General features: G+C 50.5%; 13 protein-coding genes. 3 read left to right on the forward strand and 10 right to left on the reverse strand.

Features of this window, described 5'->3' with window-relative positions; genetic code table 11:
* Positions 1 to 107: 107 nt before the first annotated feature.
* The 3 genes from AB5Z01_RS01315 to AB5Z01_RS01325 are packed head-to-tail and all read right to left on the reverse strand — an operon-like array spanning position 108 to position 2,049.
* Positions 108 to 1,139, reverse strand: a complete 1,032-nt coding sequence (locus AB5Z01_RS01315) for a sensor histidine kinase KdpD (protein WP_007882187.1) — start codon at positions 1,137 to 1,139, stop codon at positions 108 to 110.
* Positions 1,136 to 1,819 carry a response regulator transcription factor gene (locus AB5Z01_RS01320; RefSeq protein WP_368365220.1) on the reverse strand — a complete coding sequence of 228 codons (684 nt, stop codon included), beginning with the start codon at positions 1,817 to 1,819 and terminating at the stop codon, positions 1,136 to 1,138. Before AB5Z01_RS01320 ends, AB5Z01_RS01315 begins: the two co-directional genes overlap by 4 nt.
* A gap of 50 nt (positions 1,820 to 1,869) precedes the next feature.
* A complete protein-coding gene (locus AB5Z01_RS01325) occupies positions 1,870 to 2,049 on the reverse strand; it encodes a hypothetical protein (RefSeq protein WP_005335797.1) in 180 nt (59 codons plus the stop codon).
* Between the two features lie 162 nt (positions 2,050 to 2,211).
* Between AB5Z01_RS01325 and AB5Z01_RS01330 the strand changes: the two genes are divergently transcribed.
* On the forward strand, positions 2,212 to 2,568 hold the full coding sequence (locus tag AB5Z01_RS01330) for a helix-turn-helix domain-containing protein (RefSeq protein WP_005335798.1): 357 nt from the start codon (positions 2,212 to 2,214) through the stop codon (positions 2,566 to 2,568).
* A 222-nt stretch (positions 2,569 to 2,790) separates the two neighbouring features.
* Here AB5Z01_RS01330 and AB5Z01_RS01335 read toward each other — a convergent pair whose 3' ends face one another.
* Positions 2,791 to 4,203, reverse strand: a complete 1,413-nt coding sequence (locus AB5Z01_RS01335; RefSeq protein ID WP_015564598.1) for a relaxase/mobilization nuclease domain-containing protein — start codon at positions 4,201 to 4,203, stop codon at positions 2,791 to 2,793.
* Positions 4,204 to 4,329: 126 nt separating this feature from the next.
* Here AB5Z01_RS01335 and AB5Z01_RS01340 point away from each other — a divergent pair, with 126 nt between their 5' ends.
* The gene (locus tag AB5Z01_RS01340) at positions 4,330 to 5,742 is read left to right on the forward strand and encodes an ATP-binding protein (RefSeq protein ID WP_005335801.1); all 1,413 of its coding nucleotides are present in this window, start codon (positions 4,330 to 4,332) and stop codon (positions 5,740 to 5,742) included.
* A 74-nt stretch (positions 5,743 to 5,816) separates the two neighbouring features.
* Here the strand turns inward: AB5Z01_RS01340 and AB5Z01_RS01345 are convergent, their stop codons facing one another.
* From AB5Z01_RS01345 to AB5Z01_RS01370, 6 genes are all read right to left on the reverse strand, one after another.
* Complete coding sequence (locus AB5Z01_RS01345; protein ID WP_007886655.1) at positions 5,817 to 6,116, reverse strand: CD1845 family protein; 300 nt, start codon at positions 6,114 to 6,116, stop codon at positions 5,817 to 5,819.
* Positions 6,113 to 6,415, reverse strand: a complete 303-nt coding sequence (locus AB5Z01_RS01350) for a hypothetical protein (protein WP_007886654.1) — start codon at positions 6,413 to 6,415, stop codon at positions 6,113 to 6,115. Before AB5Z01_RS01350 ends, AB5Z01_RS01345 begins: the two co-directional genes overlap by 4 nt.
* Before the next feature lie 151 nt (positions 6,416 to 6,566).
* Complete coding sequence (mobC, locus tag AB5Z01_RS01355; protein ID WP_003526263.1) at positions 6,567 to 6,905, reverse strand: plasmid mobilization relaxosome protein MobC; 339 nt, start codon at positions 6,903 to 6,905, stop codon at positions 6,567 to 6,569.
* 2 nt (positions 6,906 to 6,907) lie between these two features.
* On the reverse strand, positions 6,908 to 7,726 hold the full coding sequence (locus AB5Z01_RS01360) for a DUF3849 domain-containing protein (protein ID WP_066562204.1): 819 nt from the start codon (positions 7,724 to 7,726) through the stop codon (positions 6,908 to 6,910).
* Between the two features lies 1 nt (position 7,727).
* Positions 7,728 to 13,892 carry an SNF2-related protein gene (locus tag AB5Z01_RS01365; protein ID WP_368365237.1) on the reverse strand — a complete coding sequence of 2,055 codons (6,165 nt, stop codon included), beginning with the start codon at positions 13,890 to 13,892 and terminating at the stop codon, positions 7,728 to 7,730.
* 1,496 nt (positions 13,893 to 15,388) lie between these two features.
* Entirely contained in the window at positions 15,389 to 15,745 is a 357-nt protein-coding gene (locus tag AB5Z01_RS01370) for a TnpV protein (RefSeq protein ID WP_081016879.1), read from the reverse strand.
* Between AB5Z01_RS01370 and AB5Z01_RS01375 the strand changes: the two genes are divergently transcribed.
* Positions 15,732 to 16,499 (forward strand): hypothetical protein, encoded by a 768-nt coding sequence (locus tag AB5Z01_RS01375; protein WP_316644010.1) that lies wholly within the window; start codon positions 15,732 to 15,734, stop codon positions 16,497 to 16,499. The two genes, AB5Z01_RS01370 and AB5Z01_RS01375, sit on opposite strands and share 14 nt — an antisense overlap.
* Positions 16,500 to 16,573: the final 74 nt, after the last annotated feature.

The following is a 16,573-nucleotide window of genomic DNA, read 5'->3' on the forward strand; positions in this document are numbered from 1 at the left end:
CATAAAAGGTAAACCCCACAGAAATGTCACGGGAAACAAAATACCTCTGTTTAATTAAATCTCAAATGTCATAGGTCTGTGACATTTTGTTTTTTAGCGTACTTATTTTATTGTCGAGGCAGAAAGACGGAAAAAGTTGAACCCCTCCCAACCTCGGATGTTACCCGGATATAACCGCCTTGCAAGGTTACGATCTCACGAGCCAGATATAGACCAATACCAATTCCATCTACATCATGTACGATGTCCTCTCGATAGAAACGCTTGAAAATTGCTCCCTGATGCTGTTCTGAAATGCCAATGCCTGTATCTGCAATGTCGATTTTCACATACATTTCCCAACTTTCAACCGAAACACGGATTTGACCGCCCTCCGGCGTATATTTCACCGCATTGTCCAAAATATTGAACAATGCTTCACCTGTCCATTTTCTGTCATGGGAAACGACCAAGTTCTCCGGGCAGTCCACTTGAACATTGATCTGTTTTTTCTCGGCGTTCAGAAGAATACCGCCCAATGCGGCGGCAAGCGTGTCATAAAGCGGCTGGCTTTTCTTTTCCAGAGAAATGACACCTGCTTCCAGACGAGAGGTTTTAATCATCATCTGCATGAGAAAATCCAGTTTATCAAGTTGGCTGGCCTGTGCTGTAAGAAACTCTTTTTGCTTTTGCACAGGGACTTCATTTTCAAGCAGGGTGCTGTTAATCATTTTCAAGTTCGCAATCGGGGTCTTGACCTGATGAGAAATGTCGGAAATCAGTTCTTGCAGGTCAGCCCGTTCTTGTGCAATGCTGTTCTTGTTTTCCTGCATGACTTCATATAAACGGTTCAGCCGATATTCAATTTTATAGAAAAGACTTTCTTCTTCAATAATCTGTTTCGGCTGCATATTCCCGGACAACATATTATCTATCAGACTACAAAAGCTATCGGAGAACATTGCCAGTTTACGCCGAACCAGCACCATAAAACAAACAGCGCAAAGCAGCACAAAGATGCCGAACAATACTACATACCAGACAGCGGTTATATTCTGAGTTAGCCCATACAAAGCTGCTGAAACCGTCCCCATTGCCACCAGCAGGAGAACAGCTAAAAAGAGACAGGCTTTGTTGACAGAGAGTTTTCGCCCATTCATTTCAGCACCCCTCCAATCCACATATAACCCATACCATATACCGTTTTGATGTACTGACGGTCGGGTGTTTTAATTTTGTTTCGTACCCGGCTGATAGCCGCAGTCAGAGCGTGTTCATCCACGAAATTTCCGTCTGCGTCCCACAATTTTTCCAACAAGACTTGCCGGGTCAAAACAATCTGTGGATTTTTCATCAGAATTTTCAAAAGTCGATATTCCAGTGGTGTGAATGTAAGTGGCTTTCCTGATAGAGTAGCACTCATTTCTGAAAAATTGATGGTCAGTATGTCATCCTCATAAGTATCACCACCATATTGTTTTGTCAGCCTCCCTAGCACTACCGCCAGTTTCTTTTGAAAGACACTCATAGGGAAAGGTTTTGTCACATAATCTTCTGCACCCAGCTCATACCCTTTGAGCATATCGCTTTCCATATCATTTGCGGTCAGAAAGATAATAGCGGTATCGGGACGGCGTTCTTTTACCTCCCGGCAGAAGTCAAAACCGTTCCCATCCGGCAAATTTACATCCAGCACAATTAGGTCATAGTCCTGCTCTGTCAAGAAACTACCGGCCGCTGATTTTGTCAGCGCAGAATCCACCGCATAGCCCGCAGTATTCAAGTTATAGCATAAAGTATTATTCAAAAGTCGATCATCCTCGACTACTAAAATTCGCATGGTATCACACTCCTTCATTTTCAGTGTATCACCCAAATGTCACAGAAACCTCACTGAGATTTGTTTTCTTTTCTCCGCCTGTCTACTGGCTTCTCTGCATTTTTAGGAATAAGCCAAATCGTCGCCATTTTTACAGCACCGGGGATGCGCCCAGATGTACACAAATAATTTATCTGGCGCGGCGTAACATTCCATTTTTGGCTTGCCTCTTTTAATGTTATGTAGTCCATTTTGCACCTCCTAAAATATTATATTTCGTCTTCTCGAAGAATACAAGTTTATCCCTACCTATTACTCTGCAAAAATCAGCATAATCTTACCGTTCATCAGGCATAATTAGGTTATTCCTTTGCACAAACCAGAACGATACAATGTTATTGAGGTGAACGATTATGCCGATTGATGATTTAACTGCTTTAGGGCAGAAAATGCGGGAAGCCCGAAAGAATAAAGAGCTAACACAACAGGAGCTATCTGATTTGAGCCATGTTTCTGTAAAGCAAATCGCCAATATCGAAAAGGGGAAAATGAATCCTTCTTATTTGATTTTGAGAGCATTGGCCAAGGTCCTGCATATCTCTTTAGATACACTTATAAATCCAGATGTTTCTCTGGAGGATGAAGGTGTCAATCAGATGAAAATGCTTTATTCCAGCTGTCCGCCAGAAATGCGTGACACCCTGCTGCATCACACCCAGGAAACGGTGAAAGAACTGACAGAGTTGTCAAAAAAATTTGAAACGAATTGAGCCAGTGAGTGAAATTTAACGATTCTCTCACTGGTTCTTTTCATTTTCGGAGAAAAGAGGCAAGCAATGCCTGTGTTAATACACACAGGCCCGCAGAGAAGAAAATCCCTCCGTGATTTTCCTCTCCGCTTGCTTGTTGAGGGCAGCGCCCCCAAGCCCCTTTGAACACAGAATTTCATTCTGTGGCTGCGCGTTCTGCGAACGCTTTTGACCAGGACCAGCTTACCGCTGGCCGTGGTCTTTTTCTTTTTCAACATCCTGTTCTACCTCCATTTTCAGCACTCGATCTACATTTGCTTTTGCAGTCAAAAGCTCCCTCATTTCTTCACGGGAGCGCCGATACTCGGAATAAGTCTTTTTCTTTTCTTCCAGCAATTTTGCGTACTCTGTCTGTAACTCTTTGACCTTTGGCAGCTTCTTGACGCCCATCTCATCAAAGGCATTCTTAGCAGCCTGGTGGAGCAGGATTTCTTCCTCATGTGCCTCCCGGAATTTCTTAGAGTAGCCCGCCTTGCGGTATGCCACATAGACCTCACGGGTCTTGGCATAATTTACGATGTGAGTACGCAGAACAGCAATCTCTGCCATGCGCTTTTCAGCCGCTTTGATGTGCGCCGAAAGTTCATTGTGATGTGCCGTGGCAGCCGCAGCCTTTTCTTCCAAAACCGCATACTCCAGCAGGTTATTCTCTGACAGGTAATTCATGGTCTGCGCCATTTGCTTCAGATTGAAAACTTTAGCCCATCGCGCATAGCCAGCACCTTTTCCAGCCTGCAATTTTGCCTGAATGTCCACCAGCAGATTGACCTTCGGCGGCTCTGCCTGTGTGACTGTTTTCTTTCGCGGGGTATGTGCTTTCTTCCCTAAGAGAACTGCCCGCAAATCTTCCAATCCATATCCTTCGCCCAGACTGTCCATGCGGGCGGCTTTCTCCCAACCAGAGAGTTTCAGTCGATACGATTTTCCGCGCTTTGAGACTTCACAACCATATTCTCGCAACAGCTTCAGCAGTTCTTCAAAGTCAGCAGGACTTTGTGATAATGCGTTGTCAATCGCCACACGAAGCAGCTCTCGGTGAGATGGATTTGCCTGATCGCCCAGCCATTTGTTATAGCTCTTTCCGTGAAGTTTCGGATTCTCTACAATGGACAGTCCATTCTCAATACAGATGGTGTCACTTAGCCGACGAACCGCCTTGGTGCTGCCCCAAAAGTTTCGGAACTTCCGGTCATATTCTAAGCTGACCGATGACCAGATAATGTGATTATGAATGTGCGACTTGTCTATGTGAGTGCAGACCACAAAGGCATGATTGCCTTTAGTAAAACGCTTTGCAAATTCTACGCCCAGCCGGTTTGCTTCTTCCTGGGTAATCTCACCAGGGCGGAAGGACTGGCGCACATGATAGGCAATCACATCATCTGTACCACGCACTCGTCCGGTAGCGGCAATGTACTGCCGCTTTGCCAGAAGGAACTCCGCATCCGCAGTCCGGCTGTCACACGCATAGCCGGTAATGAGCCTGCCGTTATCTGTTTTCTTTGGATTGGCCACATAGTCGATGATGTCACTGATTGCCCGACTCTCTGTGCGGCCTTTGCCGACATGAAGCGGCATGATTCTTGTAGTTGCCATAATAGAAGGTCCTCCTCTCATAAATATTTTTGTTTTCGCTGAACTCTTTGCTTCTATCGTTGCAATAACTTTCTCCGCTGGGTATAATAAAAAAGAATATTCTACAACCTCAAAGGAGGGATTTCTATGATAGAACAGCTCATTGCTGAAGCAACCGAATGTGATTTCAAAGTTGCTCTCGAAACAAAAAAGCCAAAAAGCTGGTTAAAAAGTGTCAGTGCCTTTTCCAATGGAATCGGCGGCACTCTGTTTTTCGGAGTCTCCGATGACCGGGAGCCTATCGGCTTGTCCGATGTTCAAAAGGATGCTGAAGCGATCAGCCGCTTAATCAAAGAACGTATCACACCATTACCTCAGTTTATCTTAAAACCATTACAGGAAGATGGTAAAAATCTATTAGCTCTGGAGGTTTCTCCCGGCCGCAGCACCCCATATTATTACAAGGCAGATGGAGTGATGGAAGCATATATCCGTGTTGGAAATGAAAGCGTAATTGCCCCGGATTACATTGTAAATGAACTGATCTTAAAGGGAACCAATCAGTCCTTTGACACCTTAACAACAGAAGCTGTGAAAAAGGATTACAGCTTCACACTCCTGGAGGCAACCTATCTGGAACGAACCGGCCTCCGCTTTGAGCCATCCGATTATGTTTCCTTCGGTTTGGCTGACAAAAATGGGGTCTTGACCAATGCCGGAAAGCTCATGACCGATCAGCACACAGTTTATAACTCCCGTATGTTCTGTACCCGGTGGAATGGCTTGGAAAAAGGCTCTATCTTTGATGATGCACTGGACGATAAAGAATACGAAGGGAATCTGATTTATCTACTGAAAAGCGGCAGTGAATTTATTCGCAATAATTCCAAAGTCCGTTTTGTCAAAGAGGCACAGTATCGTGTAGACAAGCCAGATTATGCTGAACGAGCTGTGACAGAGGCTCTTGTTAATGCGCTTATCCATCGTGATTATATTGTACTTGGCAGCGAAATCCATATTGATATGTTTGATGATCGGGTGGAAATCACATCTCCGGGCGGTATGTTTGGCGGCGGCTCAATTCAGGAATACGATATTTACAGTATCCGTTCGATGCGACGAAACCCTGTGATTGCTGACCTGTTCCACCGCATGAAGTACATGGAACGCCGTGGAAGTGGCCTACGCAAAATCGTCAGTGAAACCGAAAAGCTGCCTGGATACACAGAGGCATATAAGCCCGAATTTTCCTCAACAGCGACAGATTTCAGAGTCATCTTGAAAAATGTAAACTACAACTTAGAGGGTGACGCCCACCAAGTTATCCACCAAGTTACCCACCAAGTTATTGAACTATCAACGGTATCCAAACAGATTTTGGCTTTTTGCACAACACCAAAATCCAAGAAAGAGCTTGCAGTATTTTGCGGCTTCAAAGATTTAAGAAACTTCACCTTGAAGCATATCAATCCGCTTTTAGAATCCGGGCAATTAGAAATGACTATTCCCGATAAACCTAAAAGTCGCAATCAAAAATATATTACAGTTCGTTCCGAATAAACAGAGAAGCAGGGCATTGGGTCTCATCTCCCATTGTCCTGCTTCTTTTTCATTCCAAATTATATTCACATCATTTACCCATACACCCAATCCTGGATCGCAAATTTCAAACTCTGCACCTTTCCCAGCAGCCAGATCGCAGCCAGCGGCAGCCCCATCGGGCTAATCAAAAATGCCATAATCAGCAAAATTGCACCATTCTGCGGGGAATAGGTAATAAGCACAGCCACGCCAAGTAGAGCAATTACCGTGCTGAGCAGACCAAGCACCAGACCAGATATGTAGATCAGCCCCATGCAGAGCCAGACAAAAAGCGTCAACACCAAAATGACCGGTGCAGTTACAATCATCAGCAAGCATTTCAAAATCTTCATTCCAGTTCCTCCCTCCAACGCTCCAGATACCGTTTGCACAGGGCATCCGCTTCTCTCTCATCATCTTCCGTCAACTCCCGTCTGCCTTTGGTCAGTTCAATCTCCACATAAGTCCGGTAATCATCAGCTAAGAGATTGAACAGTTCCTTGGGAGTATGGCACACCTCGCCAGAGCAATAGTGAAAATCTTGGTCAAATTCAACTCTTACACATCCATGGCGGCTGATATAAACTTCTATGGTCTCGTCTGCGGTCAGGTAATCCGCAAAAATCTCCAGCACCTTTTCAAAGGTCAGCATCTGTTTTCACTCCTTTGCTACGCTTCTTATTCTACTCATATTATCCGGTACGGACAGGCAAAAGACAAGGATACAGACAAAAAGAAAAAGCGGAGGAAGGTGCGGCGAAGAAACGCCGTTCCTCCCTCCGCAAATGGAGTATCTATCCCTGTTATGAAAGTTTGGAGAGTTGGGTAAGGATTTCCTTCACACCCTCCCACAGTTGTTCCTGCCGCTGGGATATATCCTCCAAGTCAGCATTATAAACCCGCCCGGTCTCATGCACTTTGCGGGTCAGCTGGTTCAAGTTGTTGCTGCTTCGGCGCATCAGGGAGACCAACTCCTTCAGCTCTGGCAGTTCCAGCTTGACCACATAACCATCCAGCGCCATTTTCCGCAGATAAGCGCTCAAATTCTCTGTCCCGTATTGCTGCATCTTTTGATGGATCAGTTCCAGTTCTTCTGCGGACACCCAAAACAGAACCGGCACATCCCGCTTGCGCTTTGCCATGGTTATCGCTCCAGCTCCCGTTTTTTCGGGGCGGCAGACTTATTGGCGGGCAGCTCCTGTTTGAGCTTATCCCGTACTGAGGGACGGGACGGTTCCAGTTTTTCTCTCTGGGTACGGCTGCGCTGCTGTTCTTCACGCACCAGATCAATAAAACCATCCAGCACAGCAGGGTGGCTGTTTAAGGCATAACCACAACGGACGGTTTCGGGATTATCATTAGGAATGGTCTTGGCCCATTCTTTGTTGCGTCGGGAGTAGCGCCCATCCCAGTCCTGAAGCTGGATCGTGTTAGACAGAACCATAGATACACGCTCCATGCCATAGGTCTCGATCACACCCTTTGCCGCATCGTGGCTGAGATACATTCCGTCGAAGTGTTCCCGCACCGCCGCTTCAATGGACTCCTTGCATTGGAGATTTACATTGTTGGAAGCTCGGTACTGCTCCAGCTCCCCATGTTCTCTCGCATAGGCAGCTGAATGGGGATAGATTGGTGTTGTTCGCAGTTCCTCTTTAGCTCTGCACACATCGTCGGCACGGTTCTCAATGCTGTCCCGGATCATATCCATATAGCCGGTCTCCAGCTTTTCAAAATAACGGTACACATCCGCCAGCGGCGAGGGAGATTCCAAAAGCGCCTGGGCCTGTGCGTCGGTCAGCTCCAGCTCCTCCATCGCCATCACAATATCCTCACGGACAGTATATTCATAGGTGTGGTGCAGGATTTCTTCCGGGGGCTGGCTTTTCAGCCAGTCCCTATATTTTTCCTGCTCAGTGGCCATCTTTTCATAAAGGGCTGTATTCAGATTATTGGTATTCATGTTATCGCACCTCCTCATGCTGTTTTGGTTTCTTGTCTGTACTGCGGGGCGTCGCCGGACGTTTCAGATGATCCAGCACCGAAGGCCGTGCGCTTTTGGCAACAACAGCCTCGGCGTGTGCCTGTCCCTTTCCGTCGATGTTCAGCAAAGTATCCAGCTCCACCAGACGGGCATTTTTGCTTCGCAGTTCTTCTTCATAAAGGAATGGCTTTCCGACTTCCTCCTTTGCGGCAGCCTGCTGCTGATAGAGGTTATCCAGCTGGGCCTTTGCCGCCTCCAGACGCTGGGGCATCTGAGCGAGGGAATTGTCGATACGGGTAAGATTTCCGCGAGGGTCTGTACCAAGGGTTGCCCGGTGGGTCATCTGTCCTTTCAGCAGGAGCGTATACTCCTGTTTCCAAGCGGAAAATTCCACGGATATGGCATATCCCCGGTAGCTGCCGATCTGCACCGGATCGGAGGTTTTGACCTCCTTGCAGGCATCCAAAAGGGCTGCGCCGGCGTTCTCCTTATCGGTCAGCAGATCGCCACGGATTTCCATACCAGCAAAACCGTCCTCCGGGTGCGGGTGCGCTGCCAAAACCTCCAGATCGGATTCAAAGCCCTTGATAAAGCCTTTGTGCTTTTCAATCTCCTCCGGGAAGTATTTGAGCAGCTGGTCCTCCAGACGATATTGCTTGCTCTGGTGGTCGGCTTTCATCAGCTTCAGGCGGGATACCTCCACATCCAAATCCATGCGCTCTTTGATACGTGGGTCTCCGGCACACAAAGCCTTGATCTCTGCAAAACTGAGGGCGGTTTCATCCACATCATCGCAGGAGCGTACCGGCGATTTAGAAGTCATGATCTGACTAATGAATTTTTGCTTATTCTCCACCGTCTGCCAGAGGTATGCGTCAAAGGTTCCTTCGGTCACATAGCGGTACACATGGACAAGAGGATTCTGGTTACCCTGGCGCTCGATACGGCCCTTGCGCTGGGCAAGGTCTCCCGGTCTCCACGGACAGTCCAGGTCATGAAGTGCCACCAGACGGTCCTGCACATTGGTGCCTGCGCCCATCTTGGCGGTGCTGCCCAAAAGGACACGCACCTGACCGGTACGGACTTTAGAGAACAACTCCTTTTTCCGCACTTCGGTGTTGGCTTCATGGATAAAAGCGATCTGGTCGGCAGGCATCCCCTGAGCAATGAGTTTCTGACGAATATCGTCATATACCGTAAAGGTCGGTTCCTGCTCCGGCAGAGGCACGGCACCTTCCAGTGCGTGAAGCAGTGGATTATCCAGCGTTTTCGCCGCCTTGCTTGCAGTAGCTTTTGCCTGCGGTGTAGAAATGTCGCAGAACACCAGCTGGGTCAGCTTGTCAGCTTCGCCATCCCGCCAGATCTGCATGATGTTGTCCACGCACTGATTGACCTTTGTGCCAGGTTCATCCGGCAGCATCTGGTTGACGATCCTCTGGTCCAGTCCCAGCTTGCGGCCATCCGAGGTGATTTTGAGCATATTATCCACCGACGGGTCCACACTGCCTCTGTGTACTTCGGAAGCGCGCTCAGAGAGTGCCTTCACCATTTCCTGCTGATGTTCGGTAGGCTGCGCCACGATGTTGTGGTATTCCACCTCCGGGGTGGGCAGGTTCAGTTGGTCGGCGGTCTTGATGTCCGCCACTTCTTTGAACAGGTTCATCAGCTCTGGCAGATTAAAGAACTTGCTGAATCTCGTTCTTGCCCGGTAGCCGGTGCCTTCCGGTGCCAGCTCCAATGCTGTGACGGTCTCCCCAAATCTGGAAGCCCAGCAGTCGAAGTGGGTCATGTTCAGTTCTTGCAGGCGTTCATACTGAAGGTAACGCTGCATGGTGTAAAGCTCGGTCATGGAGTTGCTGACCGGGGTGCCGGTGGCAAAAATCACGCCACGGTTTCCGGTGATCTCATCCATATAGCGGCACTTGGCAAACATATCGGAGGATTTCTGCGCGTCCGATGTGGAAAGACCAGCCACATTCCGCATTTTTGTGTATAGAAACAGGTTTTTATAGTTGTGGGCCTCGTCCACAAACAAACGGTCCACACCCAGCTGCTCGAAGGTTACCACATCGTCTTTTCGCCCCTCGGCTTGCAGCTTTTCCAGTCTGGCTTCCAGAGACTTTCTGGTACGCTCCAGCTGTTTGACGGTAAAACGCTCGCCGCCACTGGCCTGTACCTCTGCAATCCCCTCAGTGATCTCGTCGATCTGTTCATAGAGAAGCCGTTCCTGACGCTCCCGGCTGATGGGGATACGCTCAAACTGGCTGTGTCCCATGATGATGGCATCATAATCACCCGTCGCAATACGTGCGCAGAACTTCTTTCGGTTATGGGTCTCAAAGTCCTTTTTGGTGGTGACTAAGATATTGGCGGAAGGATAGAGACGCAGAAACTCCGACGCCCACTGCTCTGTCAGATGGTTTGGAACCACAAAGAGAGATTTCTGGCACAGTCCCAGGCGTTTGGCTTCCATCGAAGCAGCTACCATTTCAAAAGTTTTGCCTGCGCCTACTTCATGTGCCAACAGGGTATTTCCTCCATACAGCACATGGGCAATGGCGCTTTTCTGGTGTTCCCGCAGGGTAATGGCCGGGTTCATGCCTCCAAAAGTGATGTGGCTGCCATCATATTCACGGGGACGGGTAGAGTTCATTTCCTCGTTGTACTGGCTCACCAAAGTCTGGCGGCGCTCCGGGTCTCTCCAGATCCAGTCCCTAAAGGCTTCCCGGATCGCCTGCTGTTTTTGAGCCGCCAGGGTGGTCTCCTTGGCATTCAGCACGCGGCGCTCTTTTCCGTCTGCGTCCTCTATGGTGTCATAGATGCGGACATCCCGCAGGTTTAAGGAATCCTCCAGAATCTTGTAGGCGTTGGCGCGGCTGGTCCCATAGGTGGTATAAGCTGCCACATCGTTGTAGGATACAGAAGATTTTCCCTTGATCTGCCATTCAGCGGTAAAGGACGAATAGTTGACCTCGATACTGCGTTGGAGATAAAACGGGGTATTAAAGGTCTCATACATAAACTGCTGGATATATTCCTTGTCAATCCAGGTAGCGCCCAGACGCACCTCGATCTCCGACGCATCCAGGTCTTTGGGCTGGGCGGCGGTAAGAGCTTCCACATTGACTGCATAAACCGGGTCCTGCTGTGCTGCCCGCTGTGCCTGACGCAGCTTTCGGCGTACATTGCCAGAGAGGTATTCATCAGCAGTCACATAATGGGGCGTTCTGTCCTGCTCCAACTGTCCCGGTACACGGAAGATTACGCCTTGCAGCTCTCCGGCCAGTTCTTCTTTTGTTTTTCCGGTAAGCTGGCTCATATAGTCCATATCCACGCAGGCTTTTTCCGAGATGGACACCGCCAGTGCTTCACTTGCCGTATCCACCACAGCCACCGCCTGATGGGGCTTGATGGTCCGCTTGGTGAACATATCTGCCTTACGTTCCAGTTTACCGTCCTCGTCGATGACTTCCAGCGCACAGAGCAGGTAATAGGAAGAATCGTCTGCATAGGCCAGACGGTTTGCACGGTCATTGATGAGACCGTATTTGGCAGAAAAGCTGTCATAGAGGCTGTTCAGTTCCGCCTGCTTCTCCCGAATGGTGCTGTCCGGAACCGCTGCATCCATCTGAAGGTCGATCAGTTCCTGCACACAATCACGCAGTCCCACAAGACCTTTCACGCGGGCTTCGGCGGTGGCGTTGAGGTCAGGGCGCACCATACGGCTGTTTTCCCGGTAGTACACCTGCCCGTCTACAATGGCATAGGAATAGTTCTTCACATTGGGGTCGGCAGGAATGGAGGTGTCAATGGCTTCGCCTTCGCCCAGCTCCGGCAGCTCGGCCTCCTGGTAGGTGCCGCGAATGTACTTCACGGCATCGTGCAGCTGATCGGCCAGTTCCAGCCCCTCAATGGGGTTCACGGTGTAGTCCATACCATGTGCAGTGCTTACCGGCTCCTGTCTGCCTAGCACCATTTCCGGGTGGTCGATAAAATACCGGTTGATGGCAAACCCGTCCTCCGTCTGTCCGGTCTGGGTCCATTCCGGCACGATGTCCAGCGGGCGATCCCGCTTTTGGAGAAAGATGATGTCGGATACCACCTCGGCACCGGCATTCTTTTTGAACGCGTCATTAGGCAGACGGATGACTCCCAGCAGCTCGGCACGTTGAGCAAGATACCGGCGCACGGTGGAATCCTTGGCGTCCATCGTATAGCGGCTGGTGACAAAGGCCACCACGCCGCCGGGACGCACCTGGTCGAGTGCTTTGGCAAAAAAGTAGTTGTGGATGCTGAAATTCAGCTTGTCATAGGCTTTATCTCGAACCTGATACTGGCCAAAAGGCACATTACCAATGGCAAGGTCATAGAAATCTCGCCTGTCGGTGGTCTCAAACCCGGCCACGGTGATGTCGGCCTTGGGGTAGAGCTGCTTTGCAATCCGTCCACTGATGGAATCCAGCTCAACGCCATACAGACGGCTGTTTCGCATTTCTTCCGGCAGCATACCGAAGAAATTGCCCACACCGCAGGACGGCTCCAGGATGTTGCCGGTCTCAAAACCCATGCGGCCCACGGTCTCATAGATGGCCCGGATTACCGTGGGACTGGTGTAGTGCGCGTTGAGGGTGGAACCTCTGGCGGCGGCATATTCCTCCGGGGTCAGCAGTTCTTTTAGCTGGGCATACTCTAAAGCCCATGCCGGTTTCTCCGGGTCAAACGCATCAGAGAGACCGCCCCAGCCCACATATCGAGAAAGAACCTCCTGCTGTTCGGGGCTTGCCTGCTGTCCGGCAGCTTCCAGCTCTTTCAGCAAACGAATCGCATTGACATTTGCCTGGAACTTGGCTTTCGGACCGCCCTCACCCAAATGCTCATCTGTAATGCGGAAGTTTTTTGCATTGCGGCGCAGGTTAGCCTTGTATTCCTCATAAGATGCTTCCTCGGCAGCTTTGGCATTGGGAAAGGTCTGCCACTGGCCATTGACCTGAATGGAAACCGGGTGTTCGTCCAGCACTTCCTCAAAGGTTTTCTCCGGCTCAGTCACAGGGGCTGGCGGCTCCGGCTCCTCGATATGCAGTCGTTCCACCACCACATCATAAGGCAGATTGTTCTTATCGCCCGGATAGACGGCCATGGTCTCGGAATGGAAGGTCGGGGATTCGGTAGCCGGTTGGGGCTGTTCCTGTCCAAAACCGTCCTGCTGACGGGCATACATCCCGCGCAGCAAAGGCGCAACCTCATCCCAGCGGAAATACAGCATAGCCAGACGCTTTTCCTCTGCATCCATGACTTCCAGTTCTATGCCCTGTGCCGTGGTACGGTAATCGACAATATCGCCGGTCTCCAGATTCAGTGTCTCAATCTCACCGGAATAGGCTCTGCTCAGCCAGTAGGCGATCTCGCTGTTGCTCCTGCCGGATTGCAGCAGCGTGGAAATCTGCTTTTTATCCGCTTCATCCATCAGTCCATGAGCCAATACATCCCGCAAGTCTTGTTCTGCCTTGTCCGGGTCAATAGGAAGAAACTCGGTATAGTAAGCATTGCGGCGGTCTGCCCGAAGCAGCTGCTCGAACTGTTCTTTGCGCTCTGCCCGGTAGATGGGATATACCATCCCGGTGGGCAGAAGCTGTACGGTGTCCTCCCGCAGCTCGGTGATCTGATAGGCGTCATCCTCGATATACACGGTATCGCCCACGGCATAGACCGGGGCGGCTGGGTCATAGGAGGTTCTTTGCGGAATTGGGCGGCGAACTGCGTCATATTCCTCATCGGAAATGGAAACTTCGGAAGTCTGCTCTGTCTCGGCATCTGCAATCTGCTCTGCATCTGACCTCACCTGTTGGATAAACGGATCATTGTCCAGTTTTTCCGGGTCTGCCACCTGGCCGTTGACAATCCCTCTTTCCTCCAGAGCTTCCCGGATGGCGATTGGGTCGATGTTGTCAAAACGATCCTGTTCTTCTTCGGTATAAAACCGTTCCTCCTGAATGAGCTGGGCAAGCCTGCGCTGTACCTTCGGCCAGGGCAGCTGCGTTTCCTCCGGGCTGCCGGCACGGACAACGAACAGGCTGTTGCTGTTACTGCCGCCGTATTCCTGAGCCAGCCATGCGGCGGTATCTTTTTCTCTTGCATGGTCTTTCATATAGCGGACAACAGCGTGTTTACTCTCGATATTGCCGTTCCATGCACAAAGGACAGTATCAATATCTTCCTGAGAAAGAGGGCGCAGAAGCTCATGGAGCTTTGGATAGGTCTCGTCGATCACTTCCCGGTGCAGACGCTGACGGAACTCCGGCACATCCGAATAGAGTCGGATCAGCTCCATATCCTTAGAACCAAGAACCGCACGGCGCACAGCGGCATTGCCCTCGATGACAGCATTTTCACGGTCAGAATGCCCGCAGGCATTGCGGTATGCGGCATCCTCGGAAATAGCGGCAGTCACCACAGGCTTATACTGCTCAAACTGCTCCCGAAGGATAGGCTTTGGCGTTTCTTTCTCCACCTCCGGCTGCTGTGTTTGAATGGCATCTTCTTCGGCCAGTTCCTTTTCAGACTGGATTTTGTCATACTGCGCCTGTTCCTGTTCGGTAAGATAGCGGTCTTTCTGGACAAGTGAGGTAATGCGCTTGGCAACCTTTTCCCAGTTCAAGTGAACATCCGGGCAGTCCTGCTTTTTATAGTGCAGTCCTTTCCCATCGTGATCTTCGCCGCTGTGTGTTGCACCGGACAAGGCATGAGAGCGTCCGCCAATGCCATACTCGTCTTTGAGGAATCTCACTTTCTCCTTATCCGTATGGTTTGCCATGAAAAACGCATAGATACGGCCTTTTCCACCGGCGAAACTGCTTCCGCCGGTCATGGCGGCGTCGATCTCATCCTCGGTAATAAAGTGCTGGACGGTTGGCACTTGGGAAAGCTCTGAAGAAAAGGTCCTGCGGGGCAGGTCAAGGTCCTTCAGGTTCTCCCAGATCTCCCTCGGTCTATGATAGTGAAAACGCAACAGGTCACGGTCCTGCTGATAGGCAGTCCAGAAGGCAGCGTATTCTTCCTTGAGGGTCTGGCGGAAAGCCGGTTCACTCAGCTGCTCCATCAGGTGGCGGGTCTCCTCCGGGAAACCATTGCCTTTGATCTCTGACAGGCAGGACAAATATCCGGCTTCTCTGGCATCCTCACTGAGATCGTGATACAGATACCAGAGCTTTTCTGCAAGGAGGGATCGTTCATAGCCTGCCACTTCTGCAAGCTCCACATTGGAGGCAAACTGACCACTTTCCAAAAGTTCCCCGATACGCTCTGCGGCGCTCTCCCAGGAAATGACCTGGGCAGACCTGTCATAACGGGCAGACTTCCCGTGGGAAAGATGGATACCATCCTCGGCATACCATGCGCTCACACTGCCAAGGCCGTTACCGCCGTGGTACAGCGTTTTCAGTATCTCAGCAATCTCAGCGGTGGTTTTCTGCTTTTCAAAGGCTGCAACCACACGCTCCCTTTGACGGTCTGTATTGCCGCCCAAACGCAGCACATGGTCGATGTCATTTTGGGCAAAAGAAAAAGCAGAGGATGTATGCGCTACATTCTCTGCTTCATCTATGGATTGGATCTGTTCCGCTTCGGAGAGGAACAGGTTTAGAGTCAGCTGTTGATAAGCTCCGCCATCAGGATTTCCTCGGCCTGAGCTTTGCAGGTGTTCATCAGCCCCACCCACTTCATGGGATCGCTGGCTTTCAGTTCCTCGGTGGCTCCCGCTTCCTTCGCCAGCTGGGGCATCATCTGCTCCAGTCTGCTCTGGGCGGTCTCGTCGATCTCCAGAAGGTGCGGGTACAGCTTCTCGCTCAGCAGCATCTGGTTGTAGAGGATGGGACGATGTTCCTTCAGGTAGGTTTTCCTCATCCTGCCGTACTTGCCCAGGGGTTTCTCCGGCTGCTGGCTCAGCTTCAGGTCGGGAATCAGATAGTCTCCGTTCTGGATATAGGTCATGGGATTGTTCATCTTGTTTGCTCCTTTCTTGGTTGGCTTCGCGCTCTGCATTTCGGACGGTAACGCCGATCTGCCGCAGCACCTGCTGGTTGATCTGGCTGACCGCTGTTCCCAGCGCCCCGATGGTGGACGGGGTGTTGAAATCAAAGATTGCCATGAAATCTTCGTGGTCGAAGTAGCGTTCCGGCTCCAGTCCGCAGCGGGACATCAAAGCGTAAGTGATGCTGACGGTGGCTGCTGCCTTGAACTGTACTCCGATGTTAAACTCATCATATTCCTCCAAAAAGGAACCGTCAACGATATAGAAGAAGTCCTGCTGATGCTCCGTCCAGTATTCCTCAGCCAGTTTTCCGGCTACCTCGGTGAGCTGTCCGGCAAGGTCATCACCGGAAACATCATAGGTGCGCTCAAGCATGGCCTGCACCGAATCCAAATGGCGCTCCTCCAGCTGCCACAGCCAGGGAGTGCGGGAATGTTCACGGGTTCCGGTGTCGGAAATATCAAAAACATAGCGCAGGCGGGGTCTGTCCCCGGAATCGTCCACCAGAGCGATTCCCTTGGAGCCGCGCCTTACATACCGGCCCATCTTTTCATTCCACAAATCGTACTCTGCACAGGCGGTAGCGTCCGGGCGCTGGGCGTAGATCATCAGCTGCTCATGGAACGGATACTTGTAAAGTCGGGCTGCCGTAGTAAGGAACCCTGCCCATTCCTGCCAGCTTCCAGTGAGTTGCGTTGCCACTTTCTCCGCCATCTGTGCATATAGTTCAGCTTTGGTTGGCATGGTGTTCTGTCCTCCTTTCGGTTTTTGGGTAAAAGAAAAGCAGGAAACCTAAATGA

Origin of the sequence: Ruminococcus sp. RTP21359st1_H3_RTP21359_211015, assembly GCF_040909065.1 — a bacterium.
Taxonomy (GTDB): Bacteria; Bacillota; Clostridia; order Oscillospirales; family Ruminococcaceae; genus Hominimerdicola; species Hominimerdicola aceti.